Annotated in this window: 17 protein-coding genes; 9 read left to right on the top strand and 8 right to left on the bottom strand. The window is 35.1% G+C overall.

The genetic code is table 11. The features are described from left to right. Positions 1-92: 92 nt before the first annotated feature. Positions 93-305 carry a hypothetical protein gene (locus LNP23_RS09035; protein ID WP_047778406.1) on the bottom strand — a complete coding sequence of 71 codons (213 nt, stop codon included), beginning with the start codon at positions 303-305 and terminating at the stop codon, positions 93-95. 471 nt (positions 306-776) lie between these two features. Between LNP23_RS09035 and LNP23_RS09030 the strand changes: the two genes are divergently transcribed. The 7 genes from LNP23_RS09030 to LNP23_RS09000 all read left to right on the top strand — a co-directional run bounded on the left by LNP23_RS09030 (position 777) and on the right by LNP23_RS09000 (position 6,947). Continuing rightward, a complete protein-coding gene (locus LNP23_RS09030; protein WP_230004633.1) occupies positions 777-1,772 on the top strand; it encodes a sensor histidine kinase in 996 nt (331 codons plus the stop codon). Beyond that, entirely contained in the window at positions 1,748-2,458 is a 711-nt protein-coding gene (locus LNP23_RS09025; protein WP_230004632.1) for a LytR/AlgR family response regulator transcription factor, read from the top strand. The genes LNP23_RS09030 and LNP23_RS09025 overlap by 25 nt, the downstream gene beginning before the upstream one ends. A gap of 152 nt (positions 2,459-2,610) precedes the next feature. After that, entirely contained in the window at positions 2,611-3,018 is a 408-nt protein-coding gene (locus LNP23_RS09020; protein ID WP_230004631.1) for a hypothetical protein, read from the top strand. Positions 3,019-3,020: 2 nt separating this feature from the next. Then, entirely contained in the window at positions 3,021-4,313 is a 1,293-nt protein-coding gene (locus tag LNP23_RS09015; protein WP_230004630.1) for a hypothetical protein, read from the top strand. A 98-nt stretch (positions 4,314-4,411) separates the two neighbouring features. Next, positions 4,412-4,756: an SH3 domain-containing protein gene (locus LNP23_RS09010; protein WP_230004629.1), complete on the top strand. Its 345-nt coding sequence runs from the start codon at positions 4,412-4,414 to the stop codon at positions 4,754-4,756. A 119-nt stretch (positions 4,757-4,875) separates the two neighbouring features. Continuing rightward, positions 4,876-5,556: a hypothetical protein gene (locus tag LNP23_RS09005; protein WP_047778400.1), complete on the top strand. Its 681-nt coding sequence runs from the start codon at positions 4,876-4,878 to the stop codon at positions 5,554-5,556. A gap of 149 nt (positions 5,557-5,705) precedes the next feature. Continuing rightward, a complete protein-coding gene (locus LNP23_RS09000) occupies positions 5,706-6,947 on the top strand; it encodes a TMEM143 family protein (protein ID WP_230004628.1) in 1,242 nt (413 codons plus the stop codon). A 359-nt stretch (positions 6,948-7,306) separates the two neighbouring features. On the opposite strand, the gene LNP23_RS08995 is transcribed toward LNP23_RS09000, so the two are convergent. Beyond that, positions 7,307-7,852 carry a DUF4494 domain-containing protein gene (locus LNP23_RS08995; RefSeq protein WP_230004627.1) on the bottom strand — a complete coding sequence of 182 codons (546 nt, stop codon included), beginning with the start codon at positions 7,850-7,852 and terminating at the stop codon, positions 7,307-7,309. Positions 7,853-8,069: 217 nt separating this feature from the next. Here LNP23_RS08995 and LNP23_RS08990 point away from each other — a divergent pair, with 217 nt between their 5' ends. Further along, entirely contained in the window at positions 8,070-8,534 is a 465-nt protein-coding gene (locus LNP23_RS08990; RefSeq protein WP_230004626.1) for an Mpo1 family 2-hydroxy fatty acid dioxygenase, read from the top strand. A gap of 178 nt (positions 8,535-8,712) precedes the next feature. On the opposite strand, the gene LNP23_RS08985 is transcribed toward LNP23_RS08990, so the two are convergent. From LNP23_RS08985 to LNP23_RS08965, 5 genes are all read right to left on the bottom strand, one after another. Continuing rightward, positions 8,713-9,855, bottom strand: coding sequence for an acyltransferase family protein (locus LNP23_RS08985; protein ID WP_230004625.1), 1,143 nt, complete (start codon positions 9,853-9,855; stop codon positions 8,713-8,715). A 125-nt stretch (positions 9,856-9,980) separates the two neighbouring features. Then, complete coding sequence (locus LNP23_RS08980; protein ID WP_230004624.1) at positions 9,981-10,889, bottom strand: LytR/AlgR family response regulator transcription factor; 909 nt, start codon at positions 10,887-10,889, stop codon at positions 9,981-9,983. Between the two features lie 144 nt (positions 10,890-11,033). Next, the gene (locus LNP23_RS08975) at positions 11,034-11,633 is read right to left on the bottom strand and encodes a DUF6705 family protein (protein WP_230004623.1); all 600 of its coding nucleotides are present in this window, start codon (positions 11,631-11,633) and stop codon (positions 11,034-11,036) included. Positions 11,634-11,728: 95 nt separating this feature from the next. Further along, positions 11,729-12,325, bottom strand: a complete 597-nt coding sequence (locus LNP23_RS08970; protein WP_230004622.1) for a DUF6705 family protein — start codon at positions 12,323-12,325, stop codon at positions 11,729-11,731. A 14-nt stretch (positions 12,326-12,339) separates the two neighbouring features. Further along, the gene (locus tag LNP23_RS08965) at positions 12,340-13,800 is read right to left on the bottom strand and encodes a hypothetical protein (RefSeq protein ID WP_230004621.1); all 1,461 of its coding nucleotides are present in this window, start codon (positions 13,798-13,800) and stop codon (positions 12,340-12,342) included. Between the two features lie 556 nt (positions 13,801-14,356). On the opposite strand from LNP23_RS08965, the gene LNP23_RS08960 reads away from it, so the two are divergent. Next, the gene (locus LNP23_RS08960; RefSeq protein WP_230004620.1) at positions 14,357-15,229 is read left to right on the top strand and encodes a DUF2272 domain-containing protein; all 873 of its coding nucleotides are present in this window, start codon (positions 14,357-14,359) and stop codon (positions 15,227-15,229) included. A 416-nt stretch (positions 15,230-15,645) separates the two neighbouring features. Here the strand turns inward: LNP23_RS08960 and LNP23_RS08955 are convergent, their stop codons facing one another. Beyond that, positions 15,646-18,036, bottom strand: a complete 2,391-nt coding sequence (locus LNP23_RS08955; protein WP_230004619.1) for an arylsulfatase — start codon at positions 18,034-18,036, stop codon at positions 15,646-15,648. Between the last annotated feature and the right edge of the window lie 34 nt (positions 18,037-18,070).

The following is an 18,070-nucleotide window of genomic DNA, read 5'->3' as shown; positions in this document are numbered from 1 at the left end:
CTTTCAATCCTGAGAAAAGCCTGAAAAACTCGTATTCCGATGTACCGGTTTTTTTTTAAAATGGATTCAATAACGGAAAGTATAAAACTTAATTACTCTAACGGTACACAAATATACCCCAGACAGTTTACATAATCTATTATGTTTTTGGGCTCTAATTCGATACCTTCAACCCTTAGAATTTTGTCACAGTCCTCCAGATCAAAATTGATTTTATAATCAGGAAACTGGGTCTGGATCACTGCAATTATATAATTTTTGTCTGATTCTTTCTGAACATTTGTTTTAAAAACCTCAACAACCATAACGCTATTTTTAAATAATAAAAAAACTAGAATTTTTAATTTTGTCTAAAAAAGACAGTCCGATATACCAAACCTATATCTAAGTCCGGATATTTTCTTTCTGATCGTAACCATTCGGTTGGTTTGCTCACCTTCTGCTGTCATTTCTGACCTTAACGTTTTTCAAAAAAAACATTTGCCTGAGGTGTAACTCGATATTCCTAAGTAACACCGGATTTAAACTCCAGCTGATTGAACTTAAAAACACCTTTTAAATTTGAGGTGCTTAAAGTTAAGAAAAAACCTTCAGACTCCGATTCGGTTCCAAATTGTTTTTTTACAATGATCAAAAACCAAAGCAAATGTAAATGAGAAGCGCTTATTATAACAGCATAATTACACCAATGGCGTCAAAATTTACACCAATGGCGTTCGTATAATTTTTATTCGCTACGCTATTGTAAATTATAATATTGCCCTAATTTTGTCCTTATGACTATTCTCAAAATTTACCAGAACTTTTTTCTTAGAAACCTCATCCTGAATATCATTTTGTTTGGGCTTATTTTTATCTGTGTTTACGATGAAACAAAATTCACCGGACAGGATTTATCCTTCATTACTACTAAAATTGCTTTAGGCTTTTTTCCTTGTATTATCTGGATTACCTTTTTTAATCTTTGTATCATCAGACCCTTTTTGTTTCAAAAAAAAATAAAGACTTTCTTCTTGCTTCTATTCATCTATTGGACTGCTTTTTATTATTTCATGAATTGGTATTTTCCATTGGTCGGATTAGAAAAATCGAGAACCCTGTCGATTGTATCGCTTATGATAAACGGGATTGCTTTTTACTTTCTTCATATGATTATTATGAAAAAAGTATCTCAGACCAATAAAGACATTATTAATTTCAAATCAGAGCTTTCGTTTTTAAAACAGCAGCTGAATCCGCATTTTTTATTGAATGCCATGAATAATTTATATGGAGAATCCTTGTCTGAACCCGAGAAACTTCCAGACAGAATTCTGAACCTTTCTGATTTATTGCGGTATCAGATTGAAGCGACCAAAAAAGATTTTGTCTTTGTAGCCGAAGAAATAGATTTCATTAAAAAATATATCGAATACTATACGTTCCGGAACGAAAGACTGGGCATTACCCAAAATTATGAAGGTTCATTTGACAACATCGAAATTCCGCCTTTGTTCTTCTTGCCGCTGGTAGAAAATGCTGTGAAATTCTCTGCTGAAACAACCGAACCTTTTATTACAATAGATTTAAAGGTAGACCAACAGAATTTGTTTTTCACTTTAAAGAATAATTATCCCGAAACCGGTTCCCGACTTTCGAGCACAGGAATCGGAATTGAAAACTTAAAACGACGTCTTGAAGTATACGGTTTAAAACACGAATTAACCTGTAAAAAAGAAGCAAACATCTTTAGCGTAACACTAAACCTATGGCACTTACCTACCGCTGTCTGATTATTGATGACGAATCGCCCGCACATAAGGCATTGGCATCACATATTTCTAAATTTGACGATCTGGAGCATTCCGGAAGCGCTTTTAGTGGTATGGAGGCATTAAAAATGCTCAATGAAAATACCTATGACATTATTTTTCTGGACATTAATATGCCGCTTCTTTCGGGTGTTGAACTTATGGAAATACAACCCAAAAGGCCCCTTACCATTGTCACAACGGCCTATTCTGATTTTGCGCTTTCTGCCTATCAAAATGATGCAATAGATTATCTGTTGAAACCCATTTCATTTGAAAAATTCTCGAAAGCTATCGAAAAAGCAAGAACGTATTATTCCGGAAAAAGTCTGAAAAAGGACGATACTACCAACAAAAAAGTGCTTTCCCTACGCGTAAATGGACAAATGACCGATGTGGTAATCAGTGATATTTTATACATCGAAAGTTTGGGAAATTACATGAAACTGTATAGCGCTAAACTCAACTTACCACTGCTTATTTACGGCTCACTTGCCAGTATCACCTCAGAAATTGACAGCACTGACTTTCTTCAGGTACATCGTTCTTATATCGTAAACGTTAATAAAATTAAAGCGGTTACGTTCAAAAACCTAACCATGAATACGAACGAAATTATTCCTGTGGGAAGGAAGTATCAGATTTTATTGAATAGTTTTTTTAAGTAACAATCTGTTCCTCAAAAATACACAAAAGCTCAACTTTAAACAGTTGAGCTTTTTTTTCGTTTTATAATTTGTTAAAAAAAGATAATAACACCTCATCAATATCTTTAATTTAAGCTTACTTTTACTACAAAATAATTTTAACTGCCACCGCTATGATAACCAAAACTACATTAGACACGCTTTATTTAATTAATGATTCCAATCGAATGGTTTCAGTAGAAATAGTAATTGGTGATCAGGGTCAGACCTCTTCTTTGATTGTATCGCTAAACGATGAAGTCATTGTTCCTGACCCTAATAGCAATCCCTCTGAAACGGCCCATAGCGGTAATTTGCCTAAAACAGCCATTAAGGAAAATAAATTACTCCATGGAAAAAATCTTAAAATACAAGCTGTCATAACCGATACCTCTAAAGAAACCAATATAACTTCATTAACTGTAAAATTATCCGGCGGTTTCATAACCAGAACCTATCCCCTATACAAAATGGTCGACAAAGAAGGAGAATCTGCAGATTACTATTGTTATATTGAGTTTACTAACTCTACAAAGTTGTGATTATGAAAAAAATAGCTACCCGATTTATTTTAGTTTTCTTTCTCTTTACAAACCTCGTACTTATAGCCCAGGAAAAAGATAATAGTGAGGAATTTGATTTATTAAAAGCTCCAATTTCTCCCGCTTCCAACCTATTAGGTTTTTCGCAAAGCGACATCGACAAACCAACGGATGTCTCTGCTTTTATGACCTCCCTGCAAACAGCAACAAATTCTTTTTCGCAATTGCCCTCCAATTATGCTATCGATATTGCTCCGTTTTGGTTGTTTAAAAAAGACAATCCGGGTGATATCAGTACCAAAGGCCTGAGTAATTCCTCTGGCGAAAAAGTAGTAAAGCAGACTTTAGTCCTCTCTTTTGCTGTTAAAAATACAGACTCCATTTCGAATAATTTTGACCCTGCAAGCACCTATGCTGCTTTTGGTTTCCGGTTTTCTATTTACAGAGGTGAGTATGACAGCAAAACTAAAAATCAATTAACAGCAATTGCTTTATTGCAGCAGGAAAAGTTAAAATTGATGAAAGATAATCACATAGAGGTGTATGAAAACCTTCCGCTGGAAATTGATAGTCTGAAAAAAGTACGAAAAGCTATTTTTATAGGAATTGATCCTAATGATACATCAGACGACAATACCAAGCTTGTTGAATTATTATATAAAAAAGCAGATAAATTAGACTCCATCATTTCCTTGAAAATACAAATTTTATTGGATGACAATATAAGTTCAAAAACAAAGAATGGTGATAGCGATTTAAACAAATTTAAAAGAATCGACACCAAGATAAAGCAACTGGCAAGTCAATTCCAGCTGGCCAGAGTCAATTTTACATGGGATATTGCGGGTGGTATCAGTGCCGAATTCAGAAATAAAAACTTCAACAATTCAAAAGTTTACAATTCGGGAATATGGACCACTTTTGGTTATACTTGGGAAAAATCGGGTTCCCTGTTAGGCTTAGTACGATATTTATATAATCCGGATAAAATCTTTGCCTTAGACAATCAGGTAAACGAAATGAACAATGTCTCTACTATTGATACCGGAGTCAGGTACATTATAGGAAAATCACAATCTAAATTTAATTGCAGTATAGAGGCCATTTACCGAAGTGCCTTGTCTAAAAACACCACTAACTCTTCCTGGAGGCTTATGGCAAATGCCGATTATGCCATTTTAAAGAATCAGAAATTAACATTCTCTTTTGGACGCAATTATGACGGAACGACTTCTAAAGACGGTAACCTGATAGCTGCCTTAGGCCTTGTCTTTGGATTTGGTAACAGCAGATAAATTAATTTCAGAACATAAAACTTCAATAGTCGAATCCTACCTAAAAAATATTGGTATTTTTGAAAAACTCAGACAATTAAAATTAAACCGGTACTCCCATGGAAACTTTTAAGATTCTCGAAGCATATAAAACCCAATATAAAGATCCTATTGTTTTGCATATAGCCGAAATTGTACATCTGGGAGAAGAGGAAAAAGAAGAAAAATGGAAGGGTTGGATCTGGGCAGAAAGCAAAACCAATAAAGGCTGGATACCGCTGCAGATACTTGAAATTTCGAGCGATAAAAAAACCGGTAAAGTTTTAGAATATTATTCCGCCAAAGAATTAGATGTTGAAAAAGGGGATGACATCGAAAAAATCAAATCCTTAAATGGGTGGACATGGTCCAGAAATGTAAAAACCAATACAGAAGGATGGATTCCTGACGAAATTATCGAATAGAATAATAGTTCATTTTTTGAGAAAAAGTTACGTCGTAAAAACAACAACTATTGGTTGAATTTTTTAGCTTTGCAAGATTATCAAAATTGCTTGAGAAGCAATTTTAAAATCTAAAGACAATGAAAGCCATCACTTCAACATTTTTATTCTTAATGCTTCTTTGTTCAAATTCTTACGCACAATTGAATTCCGATCAAATATTCGACAGCTTTAAACAGGGTGAACGTACCAACTGTTCCTCGATTGCTTTTATTAAGGCTTCTTTAAATGTTTATGGGCTGGATAATCTTTTTGTAACTGAAAAAGTAAACGATAACGGATATAAAATAACATTAAAAAACAATGCTTCATTCACTTTAAAAAATGAAGAACTTGATAAAGCAAGCTTTTCTGCCGGTTTTGTATTTATTAAAGAGAATGAAGAAAACACCAAAATAAAAGACTACGCCGTATTGGCCTATGCTGTAATGGCAAAATACAAACAAATTATTGACAGAGAATCAACTTTTGACAAAGCATTAGAGGATTTAGAAGATGGTGAAGTATATACGCCAACCATTTATAAGTATTTAGGATTCGAAAAAGACAAACAAGTACTGCCGTTAAAACGATTAACAGGAAATGAATATTGTGGTGTAGTAGCATGGTCTACGGCACATGCTGTTTTTGTTTGTGAAGAATATATGGACTACTATGGCAATAAAAAACACATCTGGGGAAAATATCCGGGACGTTTCAGAATCATTAATACAGACGCTATTTCCAAACACTTAGAAAAACCGGATAACGCAAATTTGTAATTCTAATTTTCCGTAGCCTTGTCATTCTTCTGAAAAATGGAATTTTGACCCCAAAATTCCACAATCAAAACAGTCCAAACCTTTGTACCTTTGCCTCTTTGCTACTCAAAAAAAAGAAGCCCACCAAAAATTAAAGTTCCAAATCGAATATGACACGAGAACATTATATTCCCTTCAACAAGGAATTCTTACTCGAGCAACAAATAAGTGTTTTTGCTGAAGACCCACAAAAAAGTGATGCTTTTAAAAAGTTGTTTGACATTGTTGAACATTATTATCATTACGAAGCCTTTAACCTAAACCGCAATCTAAAACAGAACTACGCTTTATTCGACCCCGATTTGAGTCCGAAAGAGCGTGAAGCTTTTGTTGGTAAAAGTGATTTTTTGATTTTTAAAGAAACACTTCATAAGGTTTTAGCCCACGGCAATTATACTCGTATAGATCAGGAAACTTTAGACAGAGCCTTTAAAGAATCTGACTTAATTGGCTTGAATCTTTCTATCGATTTTAATGCTTTTAAAGACTACGAATTGTATGTTCGCGGCCATCATAAAGCAATAGAAAAAGTATCTAAATTTGTTTTCTGGAAAAAGGAAATAGAAGTAGAATACTACGATCGTGTGATGGTTTATCTGAATTACAACGAAGCCGATTATCTGAAAGAGAAAAAAGTCAAGCTAGGAAAAATGCCTGTTGACCCGGGTTCTATCGGGTTAAAAATCTTTAAGCGTGTTCCTAAAAACGATCTCGAAACGATATTTCCAAACGCGATTCCAAGAATGTCAACCCGGGATAAATTATTCTTTTGGGTACCGGGAATCGGAGGTGGTATTTCTTTACTGAGCACAACGGTAATTCCGGCATTGATTGGCATGTACGCTGCGTATCAATCGGGCGAAACAATTGATTTGCTAAACAGTAAAGCTTCCTTAAATCAGGGATTAATTGCACTGGGAATATTGTGTGCTTACTTGTTTCGTCAGTACAGCAACTTTATCAATAAAAAAATCAAATACGGAAAAATGCTATCCGACAGTCTTTATTTTAAGAATCTCGGAAACAACAGCGGTGCTTTTTACTCACTCTTAAACTCTTCGGAAGAAGAAGTGCTTAAGGAAACGATATTGGCCTATGCTTTTTTATACAGAAGCCCTACTCCGCTTACCGAAGATGAACTCGATGCTCAAATTGAATCCTGGTTTCTGACAGAACTCCACACTGACCTGGATTTTGATGTAAAAGATGCTTTAGAAAAATTACAAAATATTGGTCTTGGTATAGAAACCAACGGCAAATGGGAAGTTATCGGACTCGATAATGCACTTGTAAAAATCGACAAATTATGGGATAGTGTTTTTGAGTATAATCAGGAAGTAAAAGAGTACTAGATGCAACCCTTTAAGCGAAACTCAATTTTAGTTGCATCTCTTTTTTTAGCTGCATTTATTTTGACTAGAACTACACAGCAATTCAGAATAGTTGAAAGTCTTAGATGGATTTATCATTTTGGCTGGATTTTCTGCTCCGTTTTTCATTTAGCTTCTTTGGTATTAGCACTAACGAATCTAATAGCACTTCTTAAAAATGAAATTAAGTTCAAAATAAAATATAAATGGTTTTGGCTTATCCTTAGCCTAACTCCATTTATATATTATCTTTTCTTATTCCTTATAAATTAATTATTAAAAACAGAAAAGAGAACAAATTTGTTCTCTTTTCTGTTGTATTATTTTACAAAATTATCACTTTAAACTTCCATAAGATCATCTACAGTCTCTCCCATGTCACCAACGGCAACCAATGCAGGTTTTGAAGCTTTTAAGGTATTGAATCTTTCCAATTGCGCTAATTCTCCTTCTTCACCACTGAAGTACGGGAAAACGTCCATAATCGGAGATTCTGAAATCGCAGGAATCGTATAATCTCCCATCGTGTTTTTCATTACCGTAATCGTATTATCGTAAGCTTCTTTTACATCATTGGCCTGTACCAAAAGATACATATTGGTTTTTCTCTCTTTACCGCTTTCTTCGTCATAAGCCATTAGGGTAACTTTTGATTTGAACCAACGATCGGCGTTTTCAAATGGGTGTATCTCGGCAAAATTTGCCACCTTTATATTCGTGATTTTAAATTCTTCACTAACGTAAGCAGCCATTTCTTCATTGATTCTGCTTTCTGCTTCTGTATAAGATACCGCATCTACCAAATAAGGTTCTGAAGTAACTTTTTGTCCTCCGGTCTCATCGGTTTTTCTATATTTTACTTTGCATTCGTACCAAATTGCGCTCATTTCTTCTGTTTTTAAGGATGCCAAAGATAGATTTTAAAGGGCATAAAAATCGACAATTTAAAAAATAGATATTCACAATTTCCAATGGTCTTCGAATTACTTTTTTACGTTTTGCAGATTATTATTTTTGAGACACTTAGAACTCATTATTCCTATTTTAAATTATAAAAAAACAAATATTATTTAATAGATTTGTTATATACCTAAATTCAAAAGTATGAGAACATTAGAGCAATGGTTTGAAGAATATGCCGTAAGTCATCAAAATCCAAAAAACAAAGCGATCCATTACGTCTGTGTTCCGGCGATCTACTTTTCGATTGTGGGTTTATTAATGAGTATTCCAAGCGGTTTTATTGCCAGTACCCTACAACTCAATGCTCCTATTGTAGAAAATTGGGCGGTTGTCGTATTGATTTTTGTACTGCTCTTCTATATTCGGCTATCGGTTGCAATGGCGTTTAAAATTGCTATTCTTTCAGCGCTTTGTCTGATCGTAAATTATTATATCGGACAAGTTTTACCGCTATGGTTGTTCTCCATCGGTGTGTTTGCAATCGCCTGGGTCGGACAATTCTATGGACACAATATCGAAGGTAAAAAGCCTTCTTTTCTCAAAGATCTTCAGTTTTTAATGATTGGCCCTGCGTGGGTGGTGGAGAATTTGTTTTCTAAGAAGTAGTTTTTTTAGTCGCAGTCGCAGTTTTTAGTCGCAGGCTGAAACTGGGAAGTATAACTGTAAAAATGTCAACTGAAAACTGTGACTGAAAACTGAGACTAAAAATTGAGACTGAAAATTGAGACTGAAAATTGAGACTGAAAACTGCGACTAAAAACCAAGACAGTTCTAAAAACAACAATCAAAGTACCTTTTTCACGCCGGGGATTCGTAAAATAAGTCCTCCCAGACCGTAACTTGCTCCAAGAACAATTGGAGCTACTAAAAGTAATTTTAAGGCAGGATCAACCTCCCAATTTCTTATAGCCAGTGTCAAACCTACAATTACGAGCGGGTGAAAAATGTATACAACAAAATTAAGACGTGCCAATTTACGTAGTACTGCCGATCCGGTGTTCCATTTTGTTCTTCCTTTGATCAAAAATACCGTCAGTATAGAAATTCCGATCCATTGCTCCCAAATGGCATATAACAACGACTGCCAATGAAATCCGCCTGAGTACCATGATATGGGCATGTTTACTTTTGCGCGGATAAGAAAAAATACAGGGAAAAACAGTAAACTTAACACAATTGATTTTAGCAGTCGCTTTTGGGTCAAGTCTGAAAGTTGCGCAAACCAATTGTTTCTGGCTGCAATAATTCCCACGCTAAACAAAGCAATGTATTGTGTGAAATGCCCTAATTGAAAACCAACAGGCTCCAGCACCCATCCGACCGGAAATGCAATTCTAACGACAAAACTGATTATTCCCAATGCAACTGCAAATACTACAATTTGAAATGCTCCCGGTACCGGTACTGATTTCTTAAAATCGATTTTAAAGATGCTTTGCAGAAATACATAAATCAAGCTAAATAATAGCAATGCAGCAACGAACCACATTACTCCAAAATCAATCCAACTGTCGTATCCTGACAGATATTGAAAAATGGTTATATGTTGCCCTTTTGCAAAATAATAAACCAAATAACTTAATAATGGAGAAAGTACAAAGGAGTAAAACAACAACGGAATCCCTAATCTGATCAAACGATCCGTAATAAAATGGAAAGCTCCTTTTTTAGAATAAGACGAACCGGTAAAATAAGCCGCCAGCAAAAAGAAAAAGCCCATGAAAAAGGACTGGTTTATACTCACAAACATCGTCATTGGAATGAGTGCTCCAAAACTACTTGTTTTCTGCACCCAATACCAGCCACCCGGCCCTCCGTAGGCAATAACGGTATGATGAAGAATAACTAATATCGTCAATATGGTTTTAATATTGTCAATATATACTAATTGATCTGACTGATCGGATTTCGGGATTTCTAATGACATGATGACTTGTTCTAAAATTACTTTACACAACCGGCAATCGGTTGACTAAGGCAAACGTACAACAAGATAAAGGCTTCTATGCTTGCCATGTTATGAACAACAAGCTTTTGTGACGAACAACAAGTCTAAGCGATATGGTGCTTTCTGAGCTGTTGATAACAGTTATTAAAATTGTCTAACTGTTTTCTGGAAACGGGGATTTTTTCTTCGGTACCTATAAATGACAATACATATCCCTGCGAATTTCCGGTAACTTTTTCAACCTTGAACATGTTTATTAAGTACGTTCTATGGCATCTAAAGAAATGTGGATAAGCTGAAATTTGCGTTTCGAATTGGCTAAGGGAAATTCTTTTCAATTCTGTTTCGATTTTGTTGTTGGCTGATTTTGTTAATTCGATATAATTCCCATCAGCTTTTACAAACAATAAATCGTCTATATTTAAACTAAAATCATCCTGTTTTACCTGTGTCGTAATAAAAAGCGGAGAGGAAACAACTTTTTCGCCTTCTTCATTTTTGAGTGGCTGAAATTGGAGTACAAATGGCGAACCTTGCTTGGTCTGAAAATAGAAACTAACCACTCTGAGAAAAAAATAAAAGAAGATTCCCGCGACAAAACAATTTCGAATTTCTTCCCATAAATAACGTAGCGACCAATTATAGGCATTGTTGTAAATCAAATCACGCATTAAAAAACTCGCTATACCCGCCAAAATTAAAAAAAGACTCATGTGCAGATATTCCCTAAGCAAACTCCAATTAGGTAACAGCTGTTTTTTTCTTCTAAAATAATTCAAAGTGGAGAAGTAAAGATAAAAAAGCAGCGCAGGTGAAAAGGCATGCAAGGCACAGATAAAAAAATAGTTCATTTTGTGCTCCGGCTCATACACTCCAAAAGGGGTAAACAACAAAAGAAACAGCAAAAGGGTACTAAAAACAACAACGGTACTCTTAAACAAATTCGGTGACTCATACCTAGACGGATACTCAATCTGTTGTTGCAAATGTTCATTGTTGATGTAGAATCGCATAACTGTATAGTACTTTTGACTGCTTAGCGAATATATGAAATAAAAAAGCAGCATTCAAAAATATTGAAATGCTGCTTTTTTTACAAATTGGGTTTAATCTTTTTGATAAAATAAACCGTTTTCAAGCTAATTATCCTAAGTCAATTATTGCTTTATCATCGTATACTTACCAGCTATAACAACCCCATCCTTTGGCAGTGGAGCACCTTCTTTAACAGCAATAGGACCCGTATACCAAATCTTTACTATTATAGCCTCTTTACCGTTAACGTTTGTTTTTCTAATGTCAATTTCTCCTATATGAGGAGATGTCGCTTCGATAAAACCAAGTCTAAGTCTCTTTTCATCTGGTTTGCAGTCTGAACAACCATATACATTTCCCGTCAAAACTCTTTTACCTCTTATATTATTTAAATTACTAGTAGTAGTTAATTGATTTAATGTATTGACCTTTTCAATTCCATTTTCGATTAGCTGATACTCTCCTACTACTAAATCTTCATAAAATTGTCCATTTCTGGAAGTCATAATATTTTTTTGTAATTTAATTTTAAATATCGTAGTGCCACTGGTATAAACGTAAGTACCATCATACCCGTTTAAAATATTCTTAGTGTCTTTATAATAAGCACCTTTTACACCAGTAAAATTTTCTTTTGGTGTCGCTATATCAAGGACAGGACTTTGTGCTACACAGCTGTTTAAAAAAACAAAGAATATAGCTAAATTAATATAGTTTTTCATAATTATTTGTTGTTTAAGCACATGGTGCTGCAACATATTACATTATACATAAATAAACTGCTTCAAAATTAAATTCTGAAGCAGTTTATTTATTTTTATTGTTTTATCATAGTATAAGTACCACCCTTAATAATTGCAAGCTTTGGCTCTGGAGTACCTACTAGCACACCAACGGATCTATACCAAATTTTTACTATTATAGCATCCTTACCACCTACGGTTGTTTTTCTAATATCAATTTCTCCTGTATTTTGAGGCACAGTATCTCTAAAACCAAGCCTTAATCGTTTTTCATCAGGTCTGCAATCGGAACAACCTAATTTTGTTCCTGTTAAAACTCTTGCTCCTCTTATATGGTTAATATTACTTTTTGACGTCAATTCGTTTAATGTATTCACCTTTTCAATCCCATTTTCAATGTATTGATACTCCCCAACAACCAAGTCTTCATAATAAAAATCATTCATAGAGGTCATAACATTTTTTTGCAATTTTATTTTAAATGATGTAGTACCATTAGTATACACATAAGTACCGTCATATCCGTTTAATACATTCTTGGTGTCTTTATAATAAGCCCCTTGAATACCAGTAGAATTTTCTTTTGGTGTCATTATATCAAATACAGGACTTTGCGCCATACAGTTGTTTAAAAGAATAAAGAATATTGCAATATTAAAATAGTTTTTCATAATTGTTTGTTGTTTTATGTACAAGGTACTGGGGTTACTTCTTCCGTTGCTTTATCAATTTGTAATTTTTTCCACTCGGTCAGCAATTCATCTGCTTTATAAAAGGATATCCCGAAAGCGCCAAATTCCTTTAGGAAAGTCTTCTCTAAATCTCCGCTATTCTCATATTTAAGAGCTTGATCTGTATGAATTAAATCAATTTTTTCATCATCATTCTTAGCTCTACTATATTTAGGATTATTCATAATTGAGTTTATACCGTTCTTTAATGCATTAAAATCATTCACTCTCATAGCATAAACACTCACTTTGTTATTATCATCTTTAACAACCACCATTGAAAAAACGTCCGCTTTTATTTCAGGGTTTGCCTTATCATAAGCATCTCCTAAAAATTTTACATCCAAAAAAGAAAACATTGCATAACTATTTTCTGGGTGCGAATGTGCTGTACCGAAAAAATTGAAGCCATATTTCAAATTAGCTGTAAACTGTTCTGTAGACGATACCTGCGTATATTTGAATTTAAAAGTTCCATCAGGATTCTCTATTCTTTCTACTTCCACTCCATGTTCTACTTTATTCACAGAAGCCATTACCTTTCCCTTTAACCAATCAATAAAAGGCTTCATATTACCTGTTTTTGTAACATCTGTAAGGGCTTTCATTTTATCACAGGGATTTGCAGCAGGATTAGCAGTACCGCCACCGCCTCCACCACTACCGCCAGGCGAAGTATAACCGCCCGGAGTTGTGCCGCCCGGAGTCACAGGAGGACGCGGAGTATATACCACTGGAGCCGAGGGGTCAGTTTTTGGGTCATGCTTAGGCCCTGTTATAATAACAGGTCTTAATGGGAATGGGTCGTTACCAATTCCATCACCAGTTCCTGATTGACAGTAACCATCACCAAAATCAACAAAATTACATGGTGCGTCTGGCGGAGCTTTACCTGTCATATTTCTGTTAATTGAAAAAGTAGCAACCCCATCCTCAACGACTAGATTGTTTACAAATTTAGCCGCTCTCACAGCTCCTTTTTTAAAATCCCAAACAGTCATGTAACCCGTAAAATCTCCACCATCAACCGATTGACTCTCTGGTTTAATATTCTGATTGGAATAAGCTTCAAACAATAGGGCACTGTATTTATCTTTATCTGTGTTATAAATATACAATTTTTGTTCCCAAAATTCCCGTTCATCTTTTTTGAGCTCGATAATAGGCACAACAATGGTCGGTGTCCCGTCTTCCGATTTTATAAGACTTGCTCCTGCCCAATCGTATTGTAAATTCTGAACTAATTCAAAATTTTTGCCATTAGATTCATATTCCTTAAACCATGTTTTGGCTGCTAAAATAGTTTTAGTCTGATGTGCCTGTTCATCCATTGCTAACTTTTCGGTTTCGCAATTAACTGTCAGCATAGCAATACTAAAAATAAAAGCAGCTTTAATCGCATTTTTAATTTTCATTCTCATACTTTTTTTACCATTTCATTTCGCATTTTGCTGGGCAGAATTGGATTTGGTTTGTCCCATCTATAATCTAGGTTTGTTAATAGATTCAAATCCTTAATTATTAAATAATGATTCTTTACTACTGGTTTTTGAATCCTTGTAGTATTAATTACTATTTCCTGTAATAGACGGGGCAGCATGTTACAGTTTTTTCTTAAAAAAAACGAAAGTATACATTTTATACATTCAAACCAATTGTAAGAAGTTTTTTATTTTTCAAATCACTAAAAAGCAAACTCACCAGCGGTTTTTAAGCAAAAGATCCTCTTTCTACTGCAAAACAAACCAGTTACAGCTACACTAGTCAGACAAAAGAAGTTGCAAAACTATTGCAATAATATTCCTTTAAAGAACAGGTATAAACACTCCTTGTAAGCAGGTCGACAATTTCGTAACTTGCTTTACACTACACAATTTCAGATAACTACAAACGACTTCGGCCATTTAAGAGAATATACCTCCATCAACTAGTTAGCTGCAATTTTTTTAATAACTTCTAAATTAGAACAGTATGTCTTTTAAAGAAAAACTTATCAGCATCGCAAAAGAAGAATGGAAATTCTTCGGAATGCAAGAAATTCTCAGATACGAGAAAGACAATCACGGTAATCCTCGACCTGTTTTTAAAGAAATTGGACATAGCGAAACGGAAAACGGCTATTATCAAAGAGTTGGTAAATATTGGAAAACCGGTGTTAATAAAAATCTTGATGGTAGAAATGACGACCAGCCATGGTCTGCAGCCTTTATTTCTTATATAATGAAAATAGCCGGAGCCGAAAACCATTTTCTTTACAGTGCACAACATTCTGTTTATATACGAAAAGCAATAACAGCCAAACAAAATAACAATGGAACATATGGCTTTTGGGGCTATCGCCTTACCGATTACAAACCAGAAACTGGAGACCTAATCTGTTATGTAAGGGAAGATTCTGTTGGGCGTATCAATTACGACAGCAACGACAGCAACTACCCTTCGCATTGTGATCTTGTAGTAGAAAAAACAGGAAATATACTAAAAGTAATTGGTGGCAATGTAGAAAACTCTGTAAGCGTAAAACATGTTCAAATAGACAACAATGGATTCTTAATAGACACCTCTAAACCCTGGTTTGTTATTCTAAAAAATAAAATTGCTGACACCAACACAATAGACATCATTCCTCCTGCAAACGCAAAAAACTATTTAGTCACAGGTGACAATGTAAGAATACGAAAAACACCTGAAAGATTAGACAATAACAAAGTAGGTCTTTTATTTAAAGGTGATACGGTAAATTATATTGAAACCTCGCCGAATCAAGAATGGGCAAAAATAAAATTTGGAGAAATAACCGGCTGGACATCCAAACAATATTTGGTTCCCATCGAAGTATCCTAAGGTTACTCTATACATGATGAAACAGCAAAAAACCAGTAGCGGATGCTCTTTATCATTTGTTGGTACTAATGATCGACATAGACAGGTTTGAAAGTTAAAAAACAAAAAAAACGCCTTAAAAATAAGGCGTTTAAAGTAACATAAAGTAAAAATGTGACCACGGAGGAAAAATGCTCCTGAATTACAAATTGCACCCAATAAATAAATGTCGCTAGTTTTGTTTTTAGTAAAAAAGCCGTTGCAAAAATTTGCAACGGCTTTTATCATATTCGAATAATTGCAGATTTTTTTGCGAATCCGGAAAAGCTACAGCTGAGGATCTGATAAAAAAAGTCTACATTTTTTTTCTCTAACTAGTAACTTGAGCTATTTAAGGGCATTATAGTTTACATATTGTTCTTCTTCTTTTTGAATCTTTATTGTTTTAGATTAACGACCACCTTATCTATTTTTCCTTTGAAAGTAAAAGGCACATCATAATCTCTAGTTACCGGCGTACCAAAATCCTCCCCGACATCTAAAGTCTCATCGGCAGAGAAACGACTCGGAACGGTTCTCGCAATATCACCTTTCGCCGCTTCTTTACCATCAACTAAAATGGTTGCTTTTGCCGCTTTTCCTAAGCCCCCGCCTGCATAATCAAAATTCAGTACAATGGTATGTTTGCCTGCAGCTAAAGGCGTTGCCGCTTGTATAGTCCATTTATGATTTGGATAATGAGAAAATGCGTATGAAAAAGTTGGTTTTCCATTTTGCAGCATTAATGCAAAACCTGCAAAATAACCTCCCTGTGTAATAATCATTCCATCATCACCTGCTTTAACTTCAATATCAGCTTTGATGCTAAAAGAAGTATTTTTCAGATTAGGTGCCATGCCTTCGGTGATACGAGAACTACCTTGATAATATACATATTCACTTCTTCCTACATTGAATTTAGGGCGATTCTCCGGATTTACTCTGTCAATATATCTGTCATCAAAAGGGAAAACTTTATATTTTTCAGCTTCTTCCATGAAAGCTTTCTGCATTTCTTTTAGTTTCTCCGGATTTTTTGAAGCGATATCATTCGATTGTGTAAAATCTTTAGTAAGATCGTATAATTCCCATTTATAATCTTTAACAGGGTCTTCTGTTGGTACAGGATGTCCCTGCCATGGTAAATTTTTAGGAGTTGTACTGGCCATCCACCCATCTTTGTAAAAGGCACGGTTGGCAATTACTTCGAAATACTGTGTTTTATGGGTTTCCGGTGCAGTTGCATTATCAAAACTGTACATTAAACTTTTCCCTGCCATTGGCACTTGATCAAATCCGTCCACTTTTTTTGGTTGAGGAATATGAGCTGCTTCCAAAATGGTTGGTGTTATATCGGTAATGTGGGTAAATTGACTGCGTACCTGACCAGTCTGTTTTATTTTAGCAGGCCATGAGATTACCATCCCTGTGCGGCTTCCTCCTAAATGTGAAGCAATTTTTTTATCCCATTGATAGGGAGTATTCATTGCATGTGCCCAGCTGTGTGAATAATGTTCAGCCATCCATGGACCTCCAAATTCATCCAGATTCTTCAGCATATATTCTTCGGTATCTTCTACACCATTAACTAAAACACCAATTTCGCTGGTTAGCCCTTGACCTGTTGGGTCTTCAGCACTAGCACCATTGTCTCCCATAATAAAGATGATCATGGTATTATCTAATTCACCCAAATCTTTAATAGATTGAATTACTCTGCCGATTTGATTGTCACAATAGGCTAGCATAGCAGCATATACTTCCATTTCTCTTGCAGCTACCTTTTTCATTCCAGGCGAAAGAGCATCCCATCTTTGGTATTCTTTGGGAGTAGGTGCTAATTTTGCATCAGCCGGAATAATACCTAAGCGTTTTTGATTTTCATAAGTAGCAATACGTTGTTTGTCAAATCCTTGATCAAACTTTCCTTTGAATTTGGCAATCCATTCTTTAGGAGCCTGATGTGGTGCATGTGCCGTTCCGGGTGTATAATAGGCAAAGAAAGGTTTATTTGGAGAAACGTTTTTCTGAGTTCGAATCCAATGAATCGCATGGTCTGCCAAATCTCTATCCAAAATATAGTCAGCATCTACTTTATCATCTTTCAAATAGGGATCGACAGGTTTGGTGCCTTCAAATAGCGCAGGTCTGAATTGATGCGCATCTGCTCCAAGAAAGCCATAAAAATATTCGAATCCTAATCCGGTAGGCCATAGATTAAAAGGTCCCGCCGGAGTGGACTGCCAGTCCGGTACATTATGATTTTTACCAAACCAAGAAGTACCATAACCATTATCTGTTAAAATTTTACCTATGGTTGCTACACTACGAGGAACCAAACTGTGATAGCCTGGATATGGAGTTGAAAATTCCATAATAATACCAGTTGCAGCGGTATGATGATTGCGTCCCGTAATAAGCGCCGCTCTTGATGGAGAACAAACGGCTGTAGTGTGGAAACGATTGTATTTCAAACCATTTTTTGCTAAATCGTCAAAGTTAGGCGTTGGAATTGGACCACCAAATGTAGAACTGGCTCCAAAACCAACATCATCAATCATAATAAGTAAAACATTAGGAGCACCTTCCGGAGCACTAACTTCTTTTGGCCATTCTATAGGATCTGAGTCTTTTATAGTAGGTGCCACTTTACCAACTTTTTGATAAGGTTCGATTGGTAGAGTTGTTCTGTCCGGCCAATTTTGATTAGCTGCTGGTTGCTGTGCATTACTTATTTCGGATAAGAATAAAGTAAGTGCGACAACAAATAAATAGTTAAAACATTTCATATTTGCTTAAGTTTAAGGTAAACCCTAAATTTAA

The organism is Flavobacterium cupriresistens, from assembly GCF_020911925.1.
In the GTDB taxonomy this organism is placed as follows: domain Bacteria; phylum Bacteroidota; class Bacteroidia; order Flavobacteriales; family Flavobacteriaceae; genus Flavobacterium; species Flavobacterium cupriresistens.
Note: the sequence above shows the minus strand (reverse complement) of the source record. Positions and strands in the feature narration are given on the sequence as shown.

Bases quoted from the DNA above. Each gene is read 5' to 3' on its own strand.
- LNP23_RS09030 (WP_230004633.1), top strand. From the start codon at position 777: ATGACTATTCTCAAAATTTACCAGAACTTTTTTCTTAGAAACCTCATC.
- LNP23_RS09010 (WP_230004629.1), top strand. From the start codon at position 4,412: ATGGAAACTTTTAAGATTCTCGAAGCATATAAAACCCAATATAAAGAT.
- LNP23_RS08955 (WP_230004619.1), bottom strand. From the start codon at position 18,036: ATGAAATGTTTTAACTATTTATTTGTTGTCGCACTTACTTTATTCTTA.
- LNP23_RS08980 (WP_230004624.1), bottom strand. From the start codon at position 10,889: ATGCGATTCTACATCAACAATGAACATTTGCAACAACAGATTGAGTAT.
- LNP23_RS09035 (WP_047778406.1), bottom strand. From the start codon at position 305: ATGGTTGTTGAGGTTTTTAAAACAAATGTTCAGAAAGAATCAGACAAA.
- LNP23_RS08970 (WP_230004622.1), bottom strand. From the start codon at position 12,325: ATGAAAAACTATTTTAATATTGCAATATTCTTTATTCTTTTAAACAAC.
- LNP23_RS09000 (WP_230004628.1), top strand. From the start codon at position 5,706: ATGACACGAGAACATTATATTCCCTTCAACAAGGAATTCTTACTCGAG.
- LNP23_RS09025 (WP_230004632.1), top strand. From the start codon at position 1,748: ATGGCACTTACCTACCGCTGTCTGATTATTGATGACGAATCGCCCGCA.
- LNP23_RS08990 (WP_230004626.1), top strand. From the start codon at position 8,070: ATGAGAACATTAGAGCAATGGTTTGAAGAATATGCCGTAAGTCATCAA.
- LNP23_RS08960 (WP_230004620.1), top strand. From the start codon at position 14,357: ATGTCTTTTAAAGAAAAACTTATCAGCATCGCAAAAGAAGAATGGAAA.
- LNP23_RS08995 (WP_230004627.1), bottom strand. From the start codon at position 7,852: ATGAGCGCAATTTGGTACGAATGCAAAGTAAAATATAGAAAAACCGAT.
- LNP23_RS08985 (WP_230004625.1), bottom strand. From the start codon at position 9,855: ATGTCATTAGAAATCCCGAAATCCGATCAGTCAGATCAATTAGTATAT.
- LNP23_RS09020 (WP_230004631.1), top strand. From the start codon at position 2,611: ATGATAACCAAAACTACATTAGACACGCTTTATTTAATTAATGATTCC.
- LNP23_RS09015 (WP_230004630.1), top strand. From the start codon at position 3,021: ATGAAAAAAATAGCTACCCGATTTATTTTAGTTTTCTTTCTCTTTACA.
- LNP23_RS08975 (WP_230004623.1), bottom strand. From the start codon at position 11,633: ATGAAAAACTATATTAATTTAGCTATATTCTTTGTTTTTTTAAACAGC.
- LNP23_RS08965 (WP_230004621.1), bottom strand. From the start codon at position 13,800: ATGAAAATTAAAAATGCGATTAAAGCTGCTTTTATTTTTAGTATTGCT.
- LNP23_RS09005 (WP_047778400.1), top strand. From the start codon at position 4,876: ATGAAAGCCATCACTTCAACATTTTTATTCTTAATGCTTCTTTGTTCA.